We start from the raw sequence: 18,910 nt of genomic DNA on the forward strand, positions 1-18,910 counted from the left end.
CACCGGACCGGTGCCGTCAGTCGAGGTCTTCCGCCCGTGCCGGCATCTGGCGCGCGAGTTCCCAGATCGCCTGCGCCGCCGGCGACAGCGACCGATCGCGGCGGCGCACCAGCTCGACGGTGCGTTCGGTGCGCGGCGTCAATGGCCGCGCGACCAGCGTCGAACCGGCCGGCAGCGGGAGCGACAGCCACGGCTGCACGCTCACGCCGACGCCGGCTTCGACGAGGCCGAACACCGTCGCCGAATGTCCGAGCTCCTGCATGACCGTCGCGTTCACGCGATGGGCGGCCAGCGCGGCGTCGATCAGCGGCCGGCTTCCGGACGCATGGTCGAGGAGCACGAGGCGCTCGCCGTCGAGCGCGGTCCACGGCACCTCGGCCCGCGCCGCGAGCGGATGATCGGCACGCGCGACGAGGCAGAACGAGTCGGTCATCAACGGTTCGCATACCAGATCGGCGACGGCGAGCGGCCCGATGACGACGCCGAAGTCGACCTCGCTCGACTTCACCTTGCGCAGCACATCGCTCTGCACGTCGTCGCGCAGGCCGAGCGTAACGAACGGGAACTGGCGCTCGCACGATGCGACGACGCGCGGCATCAGCCGGCACGCGATCGTCGGGCTCGCCGCGACGATCACGCGCCCGCGCCGTTGCTCACCGATTTCGCGAATCTCGCGCAGCGTGTCGTCGAGATCGTCGATCAGACGCGACACGCTGGCGATCAGATTCGCGCCGACGTCGGTGAGCTGCACGTCGCGCGTCGTCCGGTCGATCAGCTTCAGCCCGAGCTCGGCTTCCAGTTCGCGCACGCAGCGGCTGACCGCGGACTGCGTCAGGCCGATCTCGTCGCCCGCGCGACTGAAGCTCTTCAACCGCGCAACCTCGATGAATACGCGAAGCTGGCGCAGCGTAACGTTCATCACCTGACCTCATCAATCGTGGACACCGATGCGCGATTTTAATGCGCAAAGCGGGGGTCGATGTGCAATTCCGGCACCGAGCGCACATGTTTCGCTGCGGTGCAATATCCGCGCAAACGCACGCGGTGCGGGCGGATTGCACAAGATTGGTGATTGTCCCGATTTGCTACGCGGTTATTTTGGCGTCTTATACGCCCCTAGCTGACTTAGCCGTTAGCTCGCTGCCAAGCGGCTCTCGAGGGAATCGCCCCCGACGTGGCACGCTTCCTGCATTACCTGGCGCACAGGGCGCAGGTTCGTCGGACGGGAGGCAGTAACGCCGCTGCCGGCCAACCGGACGCCCCCACCCGGCACTCGACGCTCGAGTGCTTGAAGAGTGCGCGGCGCAGGGCAGCGCACCGGAGTTAGCTTCGCTGAGGTGAGGACATGATGCTGTTCGACGATTTGAGAGATAACGAGTGGGCGCTGGTCGAGGGTCTGTTTTGCTCGGAACCCGAACGGAGCGAACGACGCGGCCGTCCCCGCGTGGAGGCCCGCTCGGTTGTAAATGCAGTGCTGTGGGTCCTGTCGACGGGCGAAGGCTGGTCGAAGCTGCCGGGCCGCTATCCGTCCCCGCCGACCTGCCGCCGCCGCTTCGATGAATGGCAGGCAGATGGCACGCTCGCCGAAATCGTCAAGCGGCTCGGCACGAGCGGCCGCCAGATTTCGCTGCGCGGGCGCATCGGCGCGAGCGCGGCAAAGCCGCCCGCACCGCCGAGCCGCGACCGCTTGCGCGGCGCGTTCTGGACCAACCCGGAATCCTGGCGCGCCCCTGTGAAGATGGCGTAATAGATGCTCGATCGGGCGGCCTCGGCCGCCCGGTTTCGTTTCGGCGCCCCTCGTTTGCATGGCGGGGTGTTGCCGTGGATCACCGTTGTCGTGCAGCGATACATCTATTTACCAATATTTACAGCAACCCTCCACGCCCACGCTTACCTTAGCGAAATATCAACAGGCCGCACCGACGGCTTGAAGGGAGCCCCGGCATGAAATCAATGTCACTGCTCGTCGCATGCGGCATTGTCATTTCGCTGGCGCTGACCGCCCCCGCTCACGCAGACGATCGCGCGAAGCCGCCTCACCGCCAGCAGGATCACCGAAACGCCCAGCGCCAGCAGCAGCCGGTTGCGCCGCCGAACCAGCAGACAGTGCCGCGCGGCGACCTGCGCGGCGACATCGCGAGCAATGCGCGCGCGCGGATTGGCTCGCAGACGTCCGACATGCCGCGTCATCCGTAACGCAGGGACTCCTGCACGATTTCGTCGAAGAAAATTCCCGGATCCGGGAACTGCACGGCGTACGATCAGTCACATCGTTGCCATGAGCACAGCGTGGCAACAGCAAAAGTATCCGGTACGCCCGTATCCTCGCGATACGGGCTTTTTTTTGGCGCCGATGACGGCGCGCATGAGGAAGAAAGATTCGCTGCTACAGGCGGCTTTCGAGGATTGCCACGGCGCCGGCGTCGCTGAGCACATAGTCGTCCGCACGACGATCGGTCCATGACAGCAACTTCTCGTCACGCTCGAGGCGCGCACACTCTGCTCGACCACTGTCGGTGAGCACCGCGATGTCGACCGGGGCATGAAAACCCGGTGCGGGCGCAACGGTCTTCTGCCTGACCGTGTCCATCAGCCCAAGTGACCGCAAATACTCGAACACGCCCGGGCGGCGCGCCCACGGTACCTGGCGGTACTGCACTCGTCTCAATGCGTCGAGCACCGCTTCGTTGGAATACGTGGCCATCTCGATTCTTTCTTAAAGTGCAGCGACAATGCGAAGCGGTGCGCCGGGCAGGGTCTCCGCCCGCCGATACCGCCACCGATTCTGGAAGCCGACGTTCGGCGTCGCGTCAGGGCCGGATCGTCAGCCGTCCATAAAAAGACACCATACCCCAATCAAATTGATTCTGTTCGACTCATTTGTACTTCTCTTCATCAGTTTCATGCTCTGCCGCAAGCGGCGTCGACTCATTGCAATCGCCGCTGCGGCGCTGTTCTGGCTGCTCGCGACAGGCTGGCTCGCGGCACCGCTGATCGCGTGGAGCGAAGCCGGTGTCGCACCGGTCGAGCACCCCGACATGCGCGGCAATACGGCGCTGATCCTGATCGGCGCCGGCACGCGACGCGCCGATTCCGGACTGCGACCGCCGCCCGACGGCGACGCACGCATTCGCAAGACCGCGGCGCTCTACCGCACGTGCCGGCAACAGGCCAACCGCTGCACCGTCGTGATGTCGGGCGGCGATCCGCAACATCATGGCGACACGGAAGCGGCCGTGTACGGACGCCAACTCATCGCGCAGGGCGTCGACTCCCGCGATCTCGTTCTTGAGCCGAACAGCCGTACGACCTACGAAAATGCGAAATACACTGCATCTATACTACGCTCACAACATGACGACTCGCTCATTCTCGTTACGTCGTCGTATCAGATGCGTCGCGCACTGCTCGATTTCCGCCACTTCGGCCTCGATCCGCAACCCGTGTACTCGAATCGCCGGCGTGCGCAGACGGGCTGGCTGCCCCGCCGGCACAACCTCGTCGACGCCGAACAGGCACTGCACGAACTGATCGGCATCGCGCAATTTCACGTGTACCGGATGCTCGGATGGTTTTGACACGCACCCGGCATGCGACGGCAGCCCTGCCCGCGATGGCATCCGCGTGACGGGAGCGCGGAGTGTTGCGCGACTTCAACGGGGGCCTTGCGCGGCGCGGCGATCCGGTGCACATTGATCCGTCACTTTTGCTACACTCGACACGCACTCGATTGCAGTCGCCAGACAAAACGGCAACACTCGGGTTCATCACCACTTAGCGGAGGTAAAGCAATGAAGAAGACGTCCCTGGCTATCCTGGTTGCGATGTCGGCGCTGACTGGCGCAGCGTATGCGCAAGAGAGCACGGAAATCCGGACCATCACCGACCCGGCCAAGATCTCCGAGATCGAGCAGCGCGCACAAGCGCTGCAACAGCAGCAAGCAGCCGAGGCTCAACAGCCGGCGGCGCATGAAGAAGAACACCACAATCGTCACGCCAAGAAGGCTGCTCACCACAAGGCAGCGAAGAAGGCCGGCAAGGCCGCGCCGGCAGACGCCGCAAGCCAGTAAGTTCGGCGGCACCGCACAAGCGAAAAGCCGAATCCGGGTAACCGGATTCGGCTTTTTTGGTTGCGGCGCCTGCGCGCTGTGCTAAAGTCGCGCACCGAAATTTTCCACCCGTGCGCACCCCGGTGCGGAGGACAGCATGAGCAACATTCAACTCGACATCGAGTGGACCGAAGCCGCCACTCGCCAGATCAAGCAACTGATGCCCCGCGGCTCGGCCGACGCGTTTCTCGCGCTGCCGCCGATCGAGTGTCTGCCGATGGAAGGCGACGTGCTTTTCCTCGGCCCGCAAGGCAAGCAGCAGCCGTTCATCGTGGCCGAACGCCAGTATCATCACGACGGCGACGCCGACTGGACGATCATCCTGATCCTGGACGTACCCAGCGCGTCGCACTGACGCGCCGCGGCGGCCGGCAATGCGCCCGGCCGCGCCGCCCTCTTGCACGAGCTTCGACAGCACGCGGACCTCGGAACGATCGATCCAGTCCGCGGCCGCCTCCCGATGGGCCAGAATATGCGCGGAACGCGCGTGCGCAGCCAACGCGTCCCCTCCGTCCCAGCGCTCGATGAATACGAAGCGTGCCAGCTCCCTCAGGTCCCGGTGCAAGTCATACGGCAACGCGCCCGACTCTTTGCGGGTGGGCTCGACGATCTGCTCGAGCACGGCGTGCAACGGCTCTTTCGCGCGCGGCTTTGCCACGATCAGCGCGACGACTGCGATTTCCGCCATTCGCGGCCCCTTCGTTCAGAAAAGTCAGAAAACCCGTGAATCCGCATCGGCGTGGTCGACACATCCTCGATGGTGGTCCCGCAAAAAAATTGCCCGCGCTTCAGACGAAGCGCGGGCGAAACCGTCGCCCTACGAGGATAGGCGACGGGGCCATCGGGACCCACGCACGGCATGGATCGTCATCGGTTGCGGGCGTTCGCTGCGCCGGCGTTTGAAGGCGCCGCCACCGGCGGTCGCGCACTCGCGACACGCCCGGAATCTGGCGCCGTCCTCCCCGTTCCAACAATTCCAGCTTATAAAGCAGGTTGCGTGCCAACTTGCAATGCGCCGCCACTCCGTTGATTCATAAGGATATTTTCCAGAGTCATGACAATGCAACACCGGTTCTGGCGCCGTAACGCGCGGATGTTACGTAACGTCACGCGGAGGGGACCGAACGTCGCGCGCACATCAATAGCGACGCACGCGGGCATGAAAAAACCCGCCGGGTGGCGGGTTTTTCGGGATGGCAAACCGACTGCGATCAGCGCAGCTGATTCACGAGCAGTGCCATGATTTGCCGGGCCGGCGACGACGTATCAATCGCGCCCGCCTCGTCGACGATCGCAACTCGCGTCTGATCCGGCGTCAGCGCCTTCACGTTCACGCGATATTGCTTCGCCTGCTTTTCCTTCTTGCCGTGGAACAGCTGGCTCCAGAAACCCTGTTCGGCCGAGCTCAGATCCTTCGGGTCGACATAGCGCACGAAATACAGGCCCTTCGTGCGATCGCGATCGTCGACCGTGAAGTTCGCGCGGTCGAGTGCGAGGCCGACGTGCAGCCACGACCGGTCGTACGGCTCGCCGAGCGTGACTTCGGACGGCACCGCGCCGGACGAGTCGACATCGTTTGCTTGCGAGGACGCACGCGTGACGTTCTGTGCGGCGATCGCGGCGGCGGCCTTCGATGCGTCGGTGTCGGCCTTCTTGTCCTTCGACACCGCGTTGTCGTTGATGTTGGCGATCGGCGGCTCGCCGTTCTTCGCACGCTGCTCGTTCTGCGCGAGCACCGCCATCAACCGCTTCAGGTATTCCGTCTCGAGCGCCGGATCGTTCGGCTTCACTTCCCACTTGCTCGAATCGTTGTTCGAGCCGGTGAGCGCCTCGCGCATACCCTTCTGGCTGATGAACACGTAGGTACCGCCGTTGGGCGCCGAATCGAGACGCGTGCGGTACTTGTTGCGCTCGGCCGTCACGTACGAGTTGCCCATCGCTTTCGAAATCACGCCACGGATCAGGCCGTCGTTGATTTGCGGATGGGTTTCGTTCCAGTCGGTTTCCATCACGCCCTTGTCGCGCTGGTCGACGACCAGCAGGAAACCCTGCTCCTGCCAGAAACGGCGAACCTGCGGCCAGATGTCGGCGGGCTTCTTGCCGTCGATCACGAGCCAGCTCTCGGTGCCCTCACGCTGGATGCGCATGCCCGAAACGGCGGGAACGACGGTGTCCGTCGCAGGCGCCGCCTGTTGAACCTGCTGGAGCGCGGACAGGGAAGTCGCGCCACCCTGCGGTGGCAGCGAGCGCTGATCGGCCGTCTCGTCGAGCATGTTGGGCGGCACTGCGAGCGACGCTTCCTTCGATTTCGAATCGCTCTTGTAGTCCACCTTCGTGGGCGACGACGTACCGCAACCGGCAACGAGCGCGCCGGTGGCGAGCACTGCAGCGAACCGCATGGTAAGACGAAGATCAGTCATGTTCGGGGAATCCTCTTCCGCTAAATCACGGCGCTTTCCGTGGATCAACCTAGCATTTTACCGGGGCCGCGCCGGGATGTGCAAAAAAGCGACGGGCAAGAAAAAACCCGCGTCAGCCTGAACTGACGCGGGTTCTTGTCTGGTCGGGGCGAGAGGATTTGAACCTCCGACCACCTGCACCCCATGCAGGTACGCTACCAGGCTGCGCTACGCCCCGAAAGAAAAAAATTATAACAGACAGTTCTCCGGTTTAGAACGGGTCATATGCATTTTGTGACCGATCTCATGAAATTTTTCGACGGTTGTGCCGACGACCGACGCCCACACAGCGCCGGCGCGAAGCCCTTCTCCCATTCCCGCCTAATCAAAAAGGACGATGGCCGTTACGCCGCGGATCGTTACCGTGCGCTTACCGGCGCGAGCGCGACGCGCACGACGGATCGTCCGATTGCGTATCGATCGACGTGGCCCATCCGCGCTTTGCCGCGTCGAGCCGAAAGCACCGGCAGCGATCCCGATCGCAACCGAAATCGCGACTCCTGTAACAGTCCCCGACAAAGGCCAGTGAGAATGAACCAGAAAAACGAAATTTCCCGTCGACATTTTCTTCGGCTCGGTGCCGGCACTTTGGGCCTCGCGCTCGGAAGCACGTCGCTGCTATCCGCGTGCGGCGGCGACTCGATCGCGGTCGCCCCGGTAACGACGCCCAGACTCGGCTCGGTAGCGAACTTTCGCGACACCGCGGGCCCCGATGGAACGGGCTACGTGACGGCAAGCGGTGCAGCGATGAAAAAAGGCGTGATCTATCGATCGTCGGCGCTCACGTTGTCCGCTGCCGACGTTGCGACGGTCGACACGCTCGGCATCACCCAGGTCTGCGATCTGCGCACGACGTCGGAAATCCACGCGCACCCTGATGTGCCGCTGGCCGGCGCAACATGGCAAAACCTCAACGTGCTCGGCGTCATCGACATCAGCCCGCTTCCGACCAACGGCGCGACTGCAGCAGCCTTCATGCAGAACATGTACCGGGCATTCGTGACGACGGAAACGGCACGCACGAGCTACCAAGCGCTGTTCGCCGGTTTCGCCGCGTCCAGCGGCAATCTCGTCTTTCACTGCACGGCCGGCAAGGACCGCACCGGCTGGGCAGCGGTTATTCTGCAAACGATCGTCGGCGTCCCGCAGCAGACGATTCTCGCGGATTACCTGCTGACGAACGAGTACAGCGCATCCGAAATCGCCGCCTATGTCGCGCAGGCGCAGAAAAGCGGCGGACAGGATGCGGCCGACATGATGGCCGCGCTGCAGGGCGCGCGGACGGCCTACCTGCAAGCGGCATACGATCAGGTCGCCACGTCGTACGGATCGATGGCGTCGTACATCGACAACGGCCTGCAACTCGATCCGGCGACGCAGAATGCGATCCGGCAGCGCCTGCTGGTCTGATCGGCCGCGCCCGCGACGATAGCGAATTCGCCGCATTGCCGCCTCCGAACCGGTCGCGCCGTTTCGGCCGATACGCAGTCCGGACGCGCGCGCCGACCGCCGACACCGGTTTGCCGATCCGACGCCGGCCGGGTTGTCACCTCGAAAATACAAACCAAACGAGCGTTTGATCCTGTCACCCGGCCGCCGCGAATCCGTTGTCCTGCCGCGCACCGGCCGGCGCCGCTCCGACTCCCGCTGTTTGGTAACGCCGCTCTAGCGCGCTATGACACACTGCACGGCATCGACGTCCGCGCGGTGCAACGGCCGCGCGCTCGTCGATCAAGACAAGACATGGAGACAGACGATGCGGAATGCGGTCCGGCGCGGCCATCGCTCGCCTTTGGCAATTTTCGACGGGATGTTCGGCGCGCGACGCGCGGCCGGTTCGATTTCCTATGGCACGCCCCGTGCGCTCGGCTGCGGCGCGCTTGCGCTCACGCTGCTCTGCGCCGGCTGCGCGGAACCTGCCGCGCAGCGCGACGGCAACGGATCGATCGCATCGACGAGGATCGAGCGTGCAAAAGCCGAGCGTCTCGCGCAAGAGCAGCAGATCGCTCGCGCCGTGCCGTCGCTCGCTTCGATCAGCCTCACGCAACCGCGCCCGTTTACGCTGCGCGACTCGGGTCAGAACGGCGCGATGACGTTCCTGCGCGACGTCGATTTTCGCATCGTCAACAACCTCGGTTTCTTCATCCATCAGTTGTCGGCAACACTCGTGCCGACGCAGGCCGGCGCGCCGGTCGTGTTCGACGATCCGACGAGCTTCGAGATCGACGTGCATGAAGGCGCCGTCACGCTCGACAACGCGAAACTGACGGCGCTATTCAATACGTACATCTTCGGTTATCGCAACGCGCCGCTGCGCAAGCTCGTCGTGTCGGCCGGCGACGGCGCGATCCATCTGCAGGGCGAGATGCAACGCGACGGCTGGGTGCCGTTCTCGCTGACCGGCACGCTCGCGATCCGCGACGGCAGCCAGCTCGTGTTCCACCCGACCGGCGTGCGCGTGTCGGGCATCGACGCACAGCCGGTGATGCGCGCGGCCAACGTGAAGATGGCCGATCTGCTGAAGGTGGAAACCCCGATCGCGCGTCTCGCCGGCGACGACCTCGTGATGTCGGTCGACAAGCTGATGCCGCCGCCGCGGCTGAAGATCAGGATCACCGCGCTGCGCGTGACGCCGGCCGGCCTCGACCTGACGCTCGACGACGGCACGCACGCCGGCTTCGCACTGCCCGCGAACGCGCCGCAACAGGCGATGTACATTCGCGGCGGCGACGTGAAGTTCATGCGCTCGATGCCGATGAATGCCGACATCCTGATCGGCCCCGTCGATCCGGCCAAGCGTAACCAGAACTTCGTGTTCGACCTGTACCACTATCGCGATCAGGTATCGGCCGGCTATTTCAATTTCAACGAAAACGGCGCGATGACGCTTCGGATGCCGTCGTACGCGGGCCCGGCAAGCGGCGCCGCGCTCGGCAATGCGGCCGCGCGCCTGAATGACAGCTTCCTCGCCGCCCAACAGAACGCACTGCGCGATTCGCGCGAGCACTGGGAAGCGTTTGCGCTCGCGGCCGGCGTCACGCAGCCGGGCATGCAGAAAATCGCGATGCGACGTTCGTCGACGACCCCGTTCAACGAACGGCATGTGTCGAATCGCAACCCGACGATCCATCTGCACAACGTCGACTTCAACCTGTCGGGCGACATCGGCTTCCATGTCGAGGATCTCGACGCGCAACTCGTCGCCAAGCGCCCCGGCGAGCCGGTCGACCTCGACGATCCGAACCAGTACGACATCCGCATTCTCGGCGGCACGGTCGTCGAATCGTGGAAGGCGATGTCGGCGCTCTTCAACAACTATCTGCTCGACTACTCGCCACGCTCGCTCAACGACCTGCAATTGAGCGCGGACGGCCAGGACCTGCGCGTCCAGGGCGGCATCAAGCTGTGGAATCACGTGCCGGGCGTGTGGCTGCCGACCGACATGAAGGGCTCGCTGTCGGTGCTGGACGACCGGCACCTCGCGTTCAAGCCGTCGCAGGTGTCGGTGCTCGGCGTCCCGCAGGCAAAGCTGTTGCGCTCGCTCGGCATCGAACTCGCGTCGCTGACGCCGCTGCAGCGCCGCGGCGCTGAACTGCGCGGCGACACGCTCGTGCTCGACCAGTACACCGTGTTTCCGCCGCCGATGCTCAGCGGCAAGCTCGGTCAGGCGACGGTCGAGCGCGACGGGCTGCGCCTCACGTTCCGGCGCGCCGCCGACGCGCCGGCGCCGAAGCGGCCGCAGATCGACGCGCCGAGCTACATGTGGATGGAAGGCGGCGACATGAAGATGTTCAACGTGCTCGAACTCAACGTACGCGCGTTGATCCGGAATTCGGCCGAAGCCGGCCCGATGCGTTTCGATCTCTACGGCTACCGCAGTCAGGTCGCGCAAGGTTCGGTGCGGATGCTGCCGGACGGTACGCTGGTGGTCGACATCGGGCAGCCGAATCCGCTCGCCTCACGCTGACCAACGCGGCCCACAACGCGTGAAAAAGCCCGGTGGCGCTTCGCCAACCGGGCTTTTTCGTCGATTCGAGCGTATCGCTCAGTCGTGCTTCAGTCCTTCGATCACGTCGAGCAGCGCCTGCCGCAATGCAACCACGTCGACGGTGGCCCCCGACTTGCCCGGTGCGCGCGCATCGGCGGCCGGTGCTTCGGGGTCGCCCGGCGCCGCAGCAGCGCGTTCGCTGCCGGGCGAATCGAGCCGATTGCGTGCGCCGTTGATCGTGAACCCTTGTTCGTACAGCAACTCGCGAATCCGCCGGATCAGCAGCACTTCGTGGTGCTGATAGTACCGGCGGTTACCGCGCCGCTTCACCGGCCGCAACTGCGTGAACTCCTGTTCCCAATAACGCAGCACGTGCGGCTTGACCCCGCACAGTTCGCTGACTTCACCGATCGTGAAGTAGCGCTTCGCGGGAATCGGAGGCAAGACGACTTTCTCAACCGTAGTGGTCATCGTCGGTTAACCGTCGGTAAAGGGTGCGCGGCGGCCGCGCGGAAACGTCGGCGCGCGGCGTTACTCCACGCCGTTTTCGACCAGCGCCTTCAGCTTCTGGCTTGCGTGGAAAGTGACCACCCGGCGGGCCGCGATCGGGATCGCCTCGCCCGTCTTCGGATTGCGGCCCGGACGCTGCGGCTTGTCGCGCAGCTGGAAGTTGCCGAACCCCGACAGCTTGACGCTTTCACCGTTTTCGAGCGCATCGCGGATCACTTCGAAAAACGCCTCGACCATGTCCTTCGCTTCACGCTTGTTCAGCCCGACGCTGTCGAACAGCAGCTCCGCCAGCTCCGCTTTCGTCAGCGTCGGCGTCTCGGTGGACGCCGGCGCCGAAGCGTCGCGGTTCATGGCGCTGCGTTGCGCCGTCAGGAGGGCTTCGAATTCACTCGAGGTCATGTCGTTCATATCTGCCATACAGCGCGTTAAACCAAAACTTACGGTGGGGAAAAGAGCCACCCGAGCCACCCGCGAACGGGCGGCCCCCTCCTTAGCCGCGCAGACGCGCACCGGCGCGAGCCATCCGCTCGACCAGCGTCTGGATCGCCTGATCGACGACCTCGTCCTGTAGCGTGCCAGCCGCGTCCTGCAGCGTCACGCGGAAGGCAAGGCTCTTCTCGTGCGCGGCAAGACCACCGGAAGTATTTGATTTTGCACGAAATTCGTCGAAGAGTACAACCTTCTGAACGAATCGGCAGGCGTCCTCGGCCAGCGCCTTCTTCATTTCGTCGAAAAGGGCCTGTACCTCGACTGCCTGATCGACCACCACGGCGATATCGCGGCGAACCGGCGGGAATTTCGACACGTCGGTCGGTGCAGGCAGCGCACGCGCGATCAGCGCGTCCGTGTCGATTTCGAACATGACCGGCGCATGCGGCAGCTCGTACTTCTGCATCAGGCGCGGGTGCAGTTCGCCGATCCAGCCGACCGCGCGACCATCGACTTCGATGCGCGCGCTGCGGCCCGGATGAAGGGCCGGATGCTCGGCCTTCACGAAGCGCGCAGCCGCCGGCGCGAGCAGCGCCTCGAGATCGCCCTTCACGTCGAAGAAATCGACCGCGCGGGTCGCCACGCCCCACTGCTCGTCGACCGCCGGCCCGTAAGCCAGTGCGCCGACACGCTTCGGTTGCGTGTAGCCCTCGACCGTCAGCTCGCCCGCTTTCACCGACGGATCGGCGAGGAACACGCGGCCCGCCTCGAACACGCGCACGCGATCCGCGCGACGGTTCAGGTTGTGGCGCAGCACCGAGATCAGGCTGCCGAACAGCGTCGTGCGCATCACCGAAAGCTGGCTGGCGATCGGGTTGAGCAGGCGGATCGGGTTGTCGTGGCCGGCGAAATCGCGCTCCCACTCCGCATCGACGAAGCTGAAGTTGACCGTTTCCGCATAGTCGCGCGCCGCGAGCGCATGACGGATGTCATGGATCGAGCGTTGCGTCTCGTTGGTCGCACGCATCTCGCTCGTCGCGACCGGCGGACGCGCCGGGATCTTCTCGAAGCCGTAGATGCGCGCCACTTCCTCGATCAGGTCTTCCTCGATCTCGATGTCGAAGCGGTGCGACGGCGGCGTGACCAGGAACGCGTCGTCGTCACGCTCGAACGGCAGGCCGAGGCGCGTGAAGATCTTCGCGATCTCCTCGGCGTCGATCTTCACGCCGATGATGCGGTTTGCGCGCGACACGCGCATCTTCACCGGCGCGCGCTGCGGCAGGTTCACCGCCTGATCGTCGACCGGGCCGGCCTTGCCGCCGCAGATCTCGAGAATCAGCTGCGTGATGCGCTCGACGTGCTCGACGGTCGTCGCGTAGTCGACGCCGCGTTCGAAGCGATGGGCCGCATCGGTCGAGAAGTTGTACTTGCGCGCACGACCGCGGATGCTGTCCGGCCACCAGAACGCCGCTTCCAGGTAGATATTGGTCGTATCGAGCGTGACGGCCGTGCTGTCGCCGCCCATGATGCCCGCGAGGCTTTCGACCTGATGATCGTCCGCGATCACGCCGACCGTTTCGTCGAGTTCGACCGTGTTGCCGTTCAGCAGCTTCAGCGACTCGCCGCGCTTGCCCCAGCGCACCTCGATGCCGCCGTGGATCTTGTCCAGATCGAACACGTGCGATGGACGGCCCAGCTCGAACATCACGTAGTTCGAGATGTCGACGAGCGCCGACACGCTGCGCTGGCCAGCACGCTCGAGGCGCTGGACCATCCACTGCGGCGTCTTCGCACGTGCATTCACGCCACGGATCACGCGACCCGAGAAACGGCCGCACAGATCGGGCGCGGCAATGCGCACCGGCAGCGTCTCGTCGAGTTCGGCGCGCACCGGGCGGATGTCGACCGGCGTCAGCGGCGCGCCGGTGATCGCGGCCGTCTCGCGCGCGATGCCGAATACCGACAGGCAATCGGCCTTGTTCGGCGTCAGCTTGATTTCGAAGATCGTGTCGTCGAGATTGAGCGTATCGCGGATGTCCTGGCCGATCGGCGTGTCTTCCGGCAGGATCAGCAGGCCGCTGTGGTCTTCGGACAGCTTCAGCTCGCGCGCCGAGCACAGCATCCCCTGGCTCTCCACGCCGCGCAGCTTCGACAGCTTGATCGCGAACGGCTTGCCGCCCTCTTCCGCCGGCGGCAGTTCCGCACCGACCAGCGCGACCGGCACCTTGATGCCGGGCGCCACGTTCGGCGCGCCGCACACGATGTTCAGCGTCGCGCCGGTGCCGGCGTCGACCTGGCAGACGTTGAGCTTGTCCGCATCCGGATGCTTGACGACTTCGAGCACACGGCCGACGACGATCTTCGACGTCGGCGGCGCAGCCTTGCTCAGCGATTCGACTTCGAGCCCCGCCATCGTCAGCGCGTGCGACAGCTCGTCGGTCGTCAGCTGCGGGTCGACAAAGGTTCTCAACCAGGATTCAGGGAATTGCATGGATGTCTACGTTCGAAACAGGTTAGATCGACGCCCGGGCCCCAGCGGATCGTGTCGGGGCGTGCGCGGGCACATGTCGGCGCGGCGCGTGCGTTATGCGAACTGGCGCAGGAAACGCAGGTCGTTCTCGAAGAACAGCCGGAGATCCTGCACGCCGTAGCGCAGCATCGTCAGGCGCTCGAGGCCGCTGCCGAACGCGAAGCCGATATAGCGCTCGGGATCGAGGCCCATGTTGCGGATCACGGTCGGATGCACCTGCCCCGAGCCGGAAATTTCGAGCCATTTGCCGGCGTTCTTGCCGTGCTCGAACATCATGTCGATCTCGGCCGACGGTTCCGTGAACGGGAAATACGACGGACGGAAGCGCACGAGGATGTCGTCGCGCTCGAAGAATTTCTTCAGGAAATCGGTATAGACGCCCTTGAGGTCGGCGAAGCTGATGTTTTCGTCGATCCACAGCCCCTCGACCTGATTGAACATCGGCGAGTGGGTCGCATCGCTGTCGACGCGATACGTGCGGCCCGGCGCGATCACCTTGATCGGCGGACGGTTCATGCGCGCGTAACGCACCTGCATCGGGCTCGTGTGCGTGCGCAGCAGCAGCTGGCGGCCGTCGGCATCCTTGCCTTCGACGTAGAAGGTGTCCTGCATCGAACGCGCCGGATGGTTCTCCGGGCTGTTCAGCGACGTGAAGTTGTACCAGTCGGTCTCGATTTCGGGGCCGTCGGCCACGTCGAAACCGATCGAGCCGAAAATCTGTTCGACACGCTCCCACGTGCGCATCACGGGGTGCAGGCTGCCAGCGCCGGCGCCGCGACCCGGCAACGTCACGTCGATCGCTTCGGCGGTGAGGCGCTGATTCAGCAGCGCGTCGGCCAGTGCCTGGCGACGTGCGGTCAGCGCGGCTTCGACCTGCTGCTTCGCGACGTTGATGCGTGCGCCTTCGGTCTTGCGTGTTTCGGGATCGAGCTTGCCGAGGCCCTTGAGCAACTCGGTCAGCGCACCCGACTTGCCGAGAAATCGTGCTTTCTCGTTTTCGAGCGTGGTGATGTCGGCAGCCTGTTCGAAGGACTGCTGCGCGTCGGCGACAATCTGGTCCAGATCCATAGATCCCATCATTTCCAACGTCATTCGATCTTGGCGTGCGAAATCGCCCCGCCAAACAAAAAAGGGGCTCGGAAGAGCCCCGTTTTCGCTGCAGCGGCCGAGACTACCGGAACCTCGCTGCAACTAACCACGCAGTGCTAATTTCGCAATTAGGCTGCAACGGCGGCTTTCACCTGCTTGACGATCGCAGCAAAAGCAGCCTTGTCGAACACCGCCATGTCGGCCAGGACCTTACGGTCGAGTTCGATCGACGCCTTCTTCAGGCCGTTGATGAACACGCTGTAGGTCATGTCGTGCTGGCGAACTGCCGCGTTGATACGCGTGATCCACAGTGCGCGGAACACACGCTTCTTGTTGCGGCGATCGCGGTACGCGTACTGACCAGCGCGCATCACCGCCTGCTTGGCGATGCGGTAGACGTTATTGCGGCGGCCGCGATAACCCTTGGCCAGGTTGATGATCTTCTTGTGGCGGGCCCGTGCGGTTACCCCACGTTTGACTCGAGGCATGTTTCTCTCCTTGGAGTATCAGTTGAGGGGTTACGCGAACGGCAGCATTGCGCGGACGGAGTTCAGATCGGAATCGTGAACTGCCGTTGCGCCGCGCAGGTGACGCTTGTTCTTCGTGGTTTTCTTGGTCAGGATGTGACGCTTGAAGGCTTGACCGCGCTTGACGGTACCGCCCGGACGCACCACGAAGCGCTTTGCAGCACTCTTCTTGGTCTTCATCTTAGGCATGACGAACAACTCCAGTTTATTAGATGGCGATGGGTGTGCGGTTGGCTTGCGCCCTTGACCCGCCCTTCGAAACCCAACTCCACTTGTGTACGGCGAACCGCTTGCGCAGCCGCCGTCGTTGTTGGCGCGCCGCCCTGACGGGCCACGCACCGAACCACTGTCGAACCTGCGCGCACCTGGCGCGCGGGCCCGTTACTTCTTTTTCTTCGGCGAGAGCACCATGATCATCTGGCGCCCTTCCATCTTCGGCATCTGCTCGACCTGGCCGACTTCCTCGAGATCCGTGCGCAGACGCTCAAGCATCCGCATACCGATTTCCTGGTGAGCCATTTCACGGCCGCGGAAACGCAACGTGATCTTCGTCTTGTCGCCCTCTTCGAGGAAGCGCGTGAGGTTGCGAAGCTTGACGTTGTAATCCCCGTCATCGGTACCCGGGCGGAATTTGACTTCCTTCACCTGGATGACCTTCTGCTTCAGCTTCGCTTCATGCTGCTTCTTGGACTCCTGATACTTGAACTTGCCGTAGTCCATCAGACGGCAGACCGGCGGAACCGCTTGCGGCGCGATTTCCACCAGATCAACATCCAGCTCTTCCGATTTACGGAAAGCATCAGCGAGTTTTACGATACCGAGCGGTTCGTTCTCGATCCCGACCAGACGCACTTCCGGCGCAGTGATTTCACCGTTGATGCGATGCGACGACTTATCAGTAGCGATGTTACGTTTCCTCTAAAAATTAAAAAAACGAGCCGCGCTGCCAGGGCGGTTACTTGAACGAGCGCAGGTCTTCCTGCAGACGCTCAACGAAGGCTTCGACCGGCATAACGCCAAGGTCGACGCCGCCACGGGCACGCACGGCTACCGTTTGCGCATCACGCTCCTTATCGCCCACGACGAGGAGATAAGGCACCTTTTCCAGCGTGTGCTCGCGTATTTTATAGCTAATCTTCTCGTTGCGCAAATCCGCTGCCACTCTAACCCCTTGTTTTTGCAACGTTTGGGCCAGAGATTGTGCATATTCGGCCTGACTTTCGGCGATATTGAGCACAACTGCCTGGAACGGCGCGAGCCAGACCGGCATCGCGCCCGCATGGTGCTCGATCAGAATGCCGAGGAAGCGCTCCATCGAACCGACGATCGCACGGTGCAGCATCACGGGCCGGCGGCGGCTGTTGTCTTCCGCGACGTACTCGGCGCCGAGGCGCTCCGGCAGCATCATGTCGAGCTGCAAGGTGCCGCACTGCCACGAACGGCCGAGCGCATCCTTGATGTGGTACTCGATCTTCGGGCCATAGAACGCACCTTCGCCCGGCAGCTCTTCCCACGACAGGCCGCAGGCCGTCAGCGCTTCGCGCAACCCCTGCTCGGCGCGATCCCACGTTTCGTCGGAACCCATGCGCTGCTCGGGACGCAGCGACAGCTTGATGTCGATGTGGTCGAAACCGAAATCGCCGTACACGCTCATCGCGAGCTTGTTGAACGCGATCGACTCGGCAATGATCTGGTCTTCCGTACAGAAGATGTGCGCATCGTCCTGCACGAAGCCGCGCACGCGCATCAGGCCGTGCAGCGCGCCCGACGCCTCGTTGCGATGGCACGAGCCGAATTCCGCGTAACGCAGCGGCAGGTCGCGGTACGAGCGCAGGCCGTGCTTGAACACCTGGACGTGGCCCGGGCAGTTCATCGGCTTGATCGCGTAGTCGCGCTTCTCCGACTCCGTCGTGAACATGTTCTCGCGATAGTTCTGCCAGTGGCCCGACGCTTCCCACAGCGAGCGGTCCATGATCATCGGCGTCTTGATCTCGAGGTAGCCGGCTTCGTTCACGCGGCGGCGCATGTACTGCTCGACCTGCTGCCACAGCGCCCAGCCCTTCGGATGCCAGAACACCATGCCCGGCGACTCTTCCTGCATGTGGAACAGGTCGAGCTGCTTGCCGAGCTTGCGGTGGTCGCGCTTTTCCGCTTCCTCGAGCATGTGCAGGTATTGATCCTGGTCTTCCTTCTTGGTCCAGGCCGTGCCGTAGATGCGCTGCAGCTGCTCGTTCTTCGAGTCGCCGCGCCAGTACGCGCCCGCGACCTTCATCAGCTTGAAGACCTTCAGCTTGCCGGTGGACGGCACGTGCGGGCCGCGGCACAGATCGGTGAAGCCGCCGTGCGAGTACAGCTTGATTTCGTCGCTTTGCGGAATCGATTCGATGATCTCGGCCTTGTACTTCTCGCCGATGCTGCGGAAGTAACCGGCCGCCTCGTCACGCGACACGACACGGCGCGTGACGGGCTCGTCCTTCTTCACGAGTTCCTGCATGCGCTTCTCGATCTTTTCCAGATCTTCGGGCGTAAACGGGCGGTTGTACGAGAAGTCGTAGTAGAAGCCGTTGTCGATCACCGGGCCGATCGTCACCTGCGCGTCCGGATACAGTTCCTTCACGGCATACGCGAGCAAGTGCGCGGTCGAGTGACGGATGATGTCGAGACCGTCGGCATCCTTGTCCGTGACGATCGCGAGCGATGCGTCGCGATCGATGACCGTGGACGTGTCGACGAGCTCGCCGTCGAGCTTGCCGCCAAGCGCAGCTTTCGCAAGGCCGGGACCGATCGAGGCAGCAACCTCGGCAACTGTCACCGGATGCTCGTATTGTCGAACTGAGCCGTCAGGCAAGCGTATCGAAACCATAGCAATCTCCGTGATGCCGACAGTGGGCGGCAAACCAGGCACGCGATATAAAAGTCACGCGCGAAAATTTCGCGACAAAAAAAATGCGGCCCCGCTTTCGAGGGGCCGCATTCGATACTTCACTCAGGCTGAAAGGGCGAAAACGTTCCTCGACTAGCGTCGCTCCGAAAAGGTTTCGGTCAACGTTCGCGGTGTCATAACCGTATTCGCCTTGTTCGCGTTGAGTTACTTACTGCATCGAACACCCGGAGGCCGGGCATTCTCAATTCGTTGGTAGGCTCGATTGGACTCGAACCAACGACCCCCACCATGTCAAGGTGGTGCTCTAACCAGCTGAGCTACGAGCCTAGTGAAGCTAAGATTATATGGAGCGCACGCTAACTTGGCAAGCGTTTTTATGCGGCCG

17 protein-coding genes, 2 tRNA genes and 2 pseudogenes are annotated in these 18,910 nt (G+C 63.5%); 7 read left to right on the forward strand and 14 right to left on the reverse strand.

Annotation, left to right across the window (positions count from 1 at the left end; translation table 11 throughout):
* Window positions 1-16 precede the first annotated feature (16 nt).
* Window positions 17-919: a LysR family transcriptional regulator gene (locus O1Q03_RS25365; RefSeq protein WP_096506831.1), complete on the reverse strand. Its 903-nt coding sequence runs from the start codon at window positions 917-919 to the stop codon at window positions 17-19.
* Window positions 920-1,348: 429 nt separating this feature from the next.
* Here O1Q03_RS25365 and O1Q03_RS25370 point away from each other — a divergent pair.
* Window positions 1,349-1,744: pseudogene (locus O1Q03_RS25370) on the forward strand (transposase); the annotation flags it as partial.
* Window positions 1,745-1,944: 200 nt separating this feature from the next.
* Window positions 1,945-2,196, forward strand: a complete 252-nt coding sequence (locus O1Q03_RS25375) for a hypothetical protein (RefSeq protein WP_269506770.1) — start codon at window positions 1,945-1,947, stop codon at window positions 2,194-2,196.
* 190 nt (window positions 2,197-2,386) lie between these two features.
* On the opposite strand, the gene O1Q03_RS25380 is transcribed toward O1Q03_RS25375, so the two are convergent.
* Entirely contained in the window at window positions 2,387-2,704 is a 318-nt protein-coding gene (locus O1Q03_RS25380) for a hypothetical protein (protein ID WP_269506771.1), read from the reverse strand.
* 199 nt (window positions 2,705-2,903) lie between these two features.
* Between O1Q03_RS25380 and O1Q03_RS25385 the strand changes: the two genes are divergently transcribed.
* From O1Q03_RS25385 to O1Q03_RS25395, 3 genes are all read left to right on the forward strand, one after another.
* Complete coding sequence (locus O1Q03_RS25385) at window positions 2,904-3,578, forward strand: YdcF family protein (RefSeq protein ID WP_269506772.1); 675 nt, start codon at window positions 2,904-2,906, stop codon at window positions 3,576-3,578.
* A 213-nt stretch (window positions 3,579-3,791) separates the two neighbouring features.
* Window positions 3,792-4,070: a hypothetical protein gene (locus tag O1Q03_RS25390; RefSeq protein WP_269506773.1), complete on the forward strand. Its 279-nt coding sequence runs from the start codon at window positions 3,792-3,794 to the stop codon at window positions 4,068-4,070.
* A gap of 136 nt (window positions 4,071-4,206) precedes the next feature.
* Window positions 4,207-4,464 carry a hypothetical protein gene (locus tag O1Q03_RS25395; RefSeq protein WP_011884572.1) on the forward strand — a complete coding sequence of 86 codons (258 nt, stop codon included), beginning with the start codon at window positions 4,207-4,209 and terminating at the stop codon, window positions 4,462-4,464.
* 45 nt (window positions 4,465-4,509) lie between these two features.
* On the opposite strand, the pseudogene O1Q03_RS25400 reads toward O1Q03_RS25395, so the two are convergent.
* The 3 genes and pseudogenes from O1Q03_RS25400 to O1Q03_RS25410 all read right to left on the reverse strand — a co-directional run.
* Window positions 4,510-4,797, reverse strand: a pseudogene (locus O1Q03_RS25400) (putative quinol monooxygenase); the annotation flags it as partial.
* 523 nt (window positions 4,798-5,320) lie between these two features.
* Window positions 5,321-6,529 carry an outer membrane protein assembly factor BamC gene (gene bamC / locus O1Q03_RS25405; protein WP_269506774.1) on the reverse strand — a complete coding sequence of 403 codons (1,209 nt, stop codon included), beginning with the start codon at window positions 6,527-6,529 and terminating at the stop codon, window positions 5,321-5,323.
* A 140-nt stretch (window positions 6,530-6,669) separates the two neighbouring features.
* Window positions 6,670-6,746 (reverse strand) — tRNA-Pro (locus tag O1Q03_RS25410).
* A 68-nt stretch (window positions 6,747-6,814) separates the two neighbouring features.
* On the opposite strand from O1Q03_RS25410, the gene O1Q03_RS25415 reads away from it, so the two are divergent.
* Together O1Q03_RS25415 and O1Q03_RS25420 are read left to right on the forward strand one after the other, a co-directional pair.
* Window positions 6,815-7,978 (forward strand): tyrosine-protein phosphatase, encoded by a 1,164-nt coding sequence (locus O1Q03_RS25415; RefSeq protein WP_269506775.1) that lies wholly within the window; start codon window positions 6,815-6,817, stop codon window positions 7,976-7,978.
* Between the two features lie 346 nt (window positions 7,979-8,324).
* On the forward strand, window positions 8,325-10,535 hold the full coding sequence (locus O1Q03_RS25420) for a hypothetical protein (RefSeq protein WP_269506776.1): 2,211 nt from the start codon (window positions 8,325-8,327) through the stop codon (window positions 10,533-10,535).
* Window positions 10,536-10,613: 78 nt separating this feature from the next.
* Here the strand turns inward: O1Q03_RS25420 and O1Q03_RS25425 are convergent, their stop codons facing one another.
* From O1Q03_RS25425 to O1Q03_RS25465, 9 genes are all read right to left on the reverse strand, one after another.
* A complete protein-coding gene (locus tag O1Q03_RS25425) occupies window positions 10,614-11,027 on the reverse strand; it encodes a MerR family transcriptional regulator (RefSeq protein ID WP_269506777.1) in 414 nt (137 codons plus the stop codon).
* Between the two features lie 60 nt (window positions 11,028-11,087).
* Window positions 11,088-11,474, reverse strand: coding sequence for an integration host factor subunit alpha (locus tag O1Q03_RS25430; protein ID WP_006753316.1), 387 nt, complete (start codon window positions 11,472-11,474; stop codon window positions 11,088-11,090).
* Window positions 11,475-11,556: 82 nt separating this feature from the next.
* Window positions 11,557-13,986: a phenylalanine--tRNA ligase subunit beta gene (gene pheT, locus O1Q03_RS25435; protein WP_269506778.1), complete on the reverse strand. Its 2,430-nt coding sequence runs from the start codon at window positions 13,984-13,986 to the stop codon at window positions 11,557-11,559.
* A gap of 93 nt (window positions 13,987-14,079) precedes the next feature.
* Window positions 14,080-15,093: a phenylalanine--tRNA ligase subunit alpha gene (gene pheS / locus O1Q03_RS25440; RefSeq protein WP_269506779.1), complete on the reverse strand. Its 1,014-nt coding sequence runs from the start codon at window positions 15,091-15,093 to the stop codon at window positions 14,080-14,082.
* Window positions 15,094-15,242: 149 nt separating this feature from the next.
* Complete coding sequence (gene rplT, locus O1Q03_RS25445; protein WP_004192938.1) at window positions 15,243-15,602, reverse strand: 50S ribosomal protein L20; 360 nt, start codon at window positions 15,600-15,602, stop codon at window positions 15,243-15,245.
* Between the two features lie 30 nt (window positions 15,603-15,632).
* Window positions 15,633-15,830: a 50S ribosomal protein L35 gene (gene rpmI, locus O1Q03_RS25450; protein WP_004191477.1), complete on the reverse strand. Its 198-nt coding sequence runs from the start codon at window positions 15,828-15,830 to the stop codon at window positions 15,633-15,635.
* Window positions 15,831-16,022: 192 nt separating this feature from the next.
* A complete protein-coding gene (infC, locus tag O1Q03_RS25455) occupies window positions 16,023-16,547 on the reverse strand; it encodes a translation initiation factor IF-3 (RefSeq protein WP_080681331.1) in 525 nt (174 codons plus the stop codon).
* Between the two features lie 49 nt (window positions 16,548-16,596).
* Complete coding sequence (gene thrS / locus O1Q03_RS25460) at window positions 16,597-18,504, reverse strand: threonine--tRNA ligase (protein WP_269506780.1); 1,908 nt, start codon at window positions 18,502-18,504, stop codon at window positions 16,597-16,599.
* 271 nt (window positions 18,505-18,775) lie between these two features.
* Window positions 18,776-18,852, reverse strand: a tRNA-Val gene (locus O1Q03_RS25465).
* Between the last annotated feature and the right edge of the window lie 58 nt (window positions 18,853-18,910).

Origin of the sequence: Burkholderia sp. IMCC1007, from assembly GCF_027257875.1 — a bacterium.
GTDB lineage: Bacteria > Pseudomonadota > Gammaproteobacteria > Burkholderiales > Burkholderiaceae > Burkholderia.

What these genes read in the sequence shown, in the direction of transcription:
- pheT (WP_269506778.1), bottom strand. Translation starts at nt 13,986, where the DNA reads ATGCAATTCCCTGAATCCTGGTTGAGAACCTTTGTCGACCCGCAGCTG.
- O1Q03_RS25375 (WP_269506770.1), top strand. Translation starts at nt 1,945, where the DNA reads ATGAAATCAATGTCACTGCTCGTCGCATGCGGCATTGTCATTTCGCTG.
- O1Q03_RS25425 (WP_269506777.1), bottom strand. Translation starts at nt 11,027, where the DNA reads ATGACCACTACGGTTGAGAAAGTCGTCTTGCCTCCGATTCCCGCGAAG.
- O1Q03_RS25430 (WP_006753316.1), bottom strand. Translation starts at nt 11,474, where the DNA reads ATGAACGACATGACCTCGAGTGAATTCGAAGCCCTCCTGACGGCGCAA.
- O1Q03_RS25415 (WP_269506775.1), top strand. Translation starts at nt 6,815, where the DNA reads ATGAAATTTTTCGACGGTTGTGCCGACGACCGACGCCCACACAGCGCC.
- rpmI (WP_004191477.1), bottom strand. Translation starts at nt 15,830, where the DNA reads ATGCCTAAGATGAAGACCAAGAAGAGTGCTGCAAAGCGCTTCGTGGTG.
- O1Q03_RS25395 (WP_011884572.1), top strand. Translation starts at nt 4,207, where the DNA reads ATGAGCAACATTCAACTCGACATCGAGTGGACCGAAGCCGCCACTCGC.
- rplT (WP_004192938.1), bottom strand. Translation starts at nt 15,602, where the DNA reads ATGCCTCGAGTCAAACGTGGGGTAACCGCACGGGCCCGCCACAAGAAG.
- O1Q03_RS25380 (WP_269506771.1), bottom strand. Translation starts at nt 2,704, where the DNA reads ATGGCCACGTATTCCAACGAAGCGGTGCTCGACGCATTGAGACGAGTG.
- bamC (WP_269506774.1), bottom strand. Translation starts at nt 6,529, where the DNA reads ATGACTGATCTTCGTCTTACCATGCGGTTCGCTGCAGTGCTCGCCACC.
- thrS (WP_269506780.1), bottom strand. Translation starts at nt 18,504, where the DNA reads ATGGTTTCGATACGCTTGCCTGACGGCTCAGTTCGACAATACGAGCAT.
- O1Q03_RS25420 (WP_269506776.1), top strand. Translation starts at nt 8,325, where the DNA reads ATGCGGAATGCGGTCCGGCGCGGCCATCGCTCGCCTTTGGCAATTTTC.
- O1Q03_RS25365 (WP_096506831.1), bottom strand. Translation starts at nt 919, where the DNA reads ATGAACGTTACGCTGCGCCAGCTTCGCGTATTCATCGAGGTTGCGCGG.
- pheS (WP_269506779.1), bottom strand. Translation starts at nt 15,093, where the DNA reads ATGGATCTGGACCAGATTGTCGCCGACGCGCAGCAGTCCTTCGAACAG.
- O1Q03_RS25390 (WP_269506773.1), top strand. Translation starts at nt 3,792, where the DNA reads ATGAAGAAGACGTCCCTGGCTATCCTGGTTGCGATGTCGGCGCTGACT.
- O1Q03_RS25385 (WP_269506772.1), top strand. Translation starts at nt 2,904, where the DNA reads ATGCTCTGCCGCAAGCGGCGTCGACTCATTGCAATCGCCGCTGCGGCG.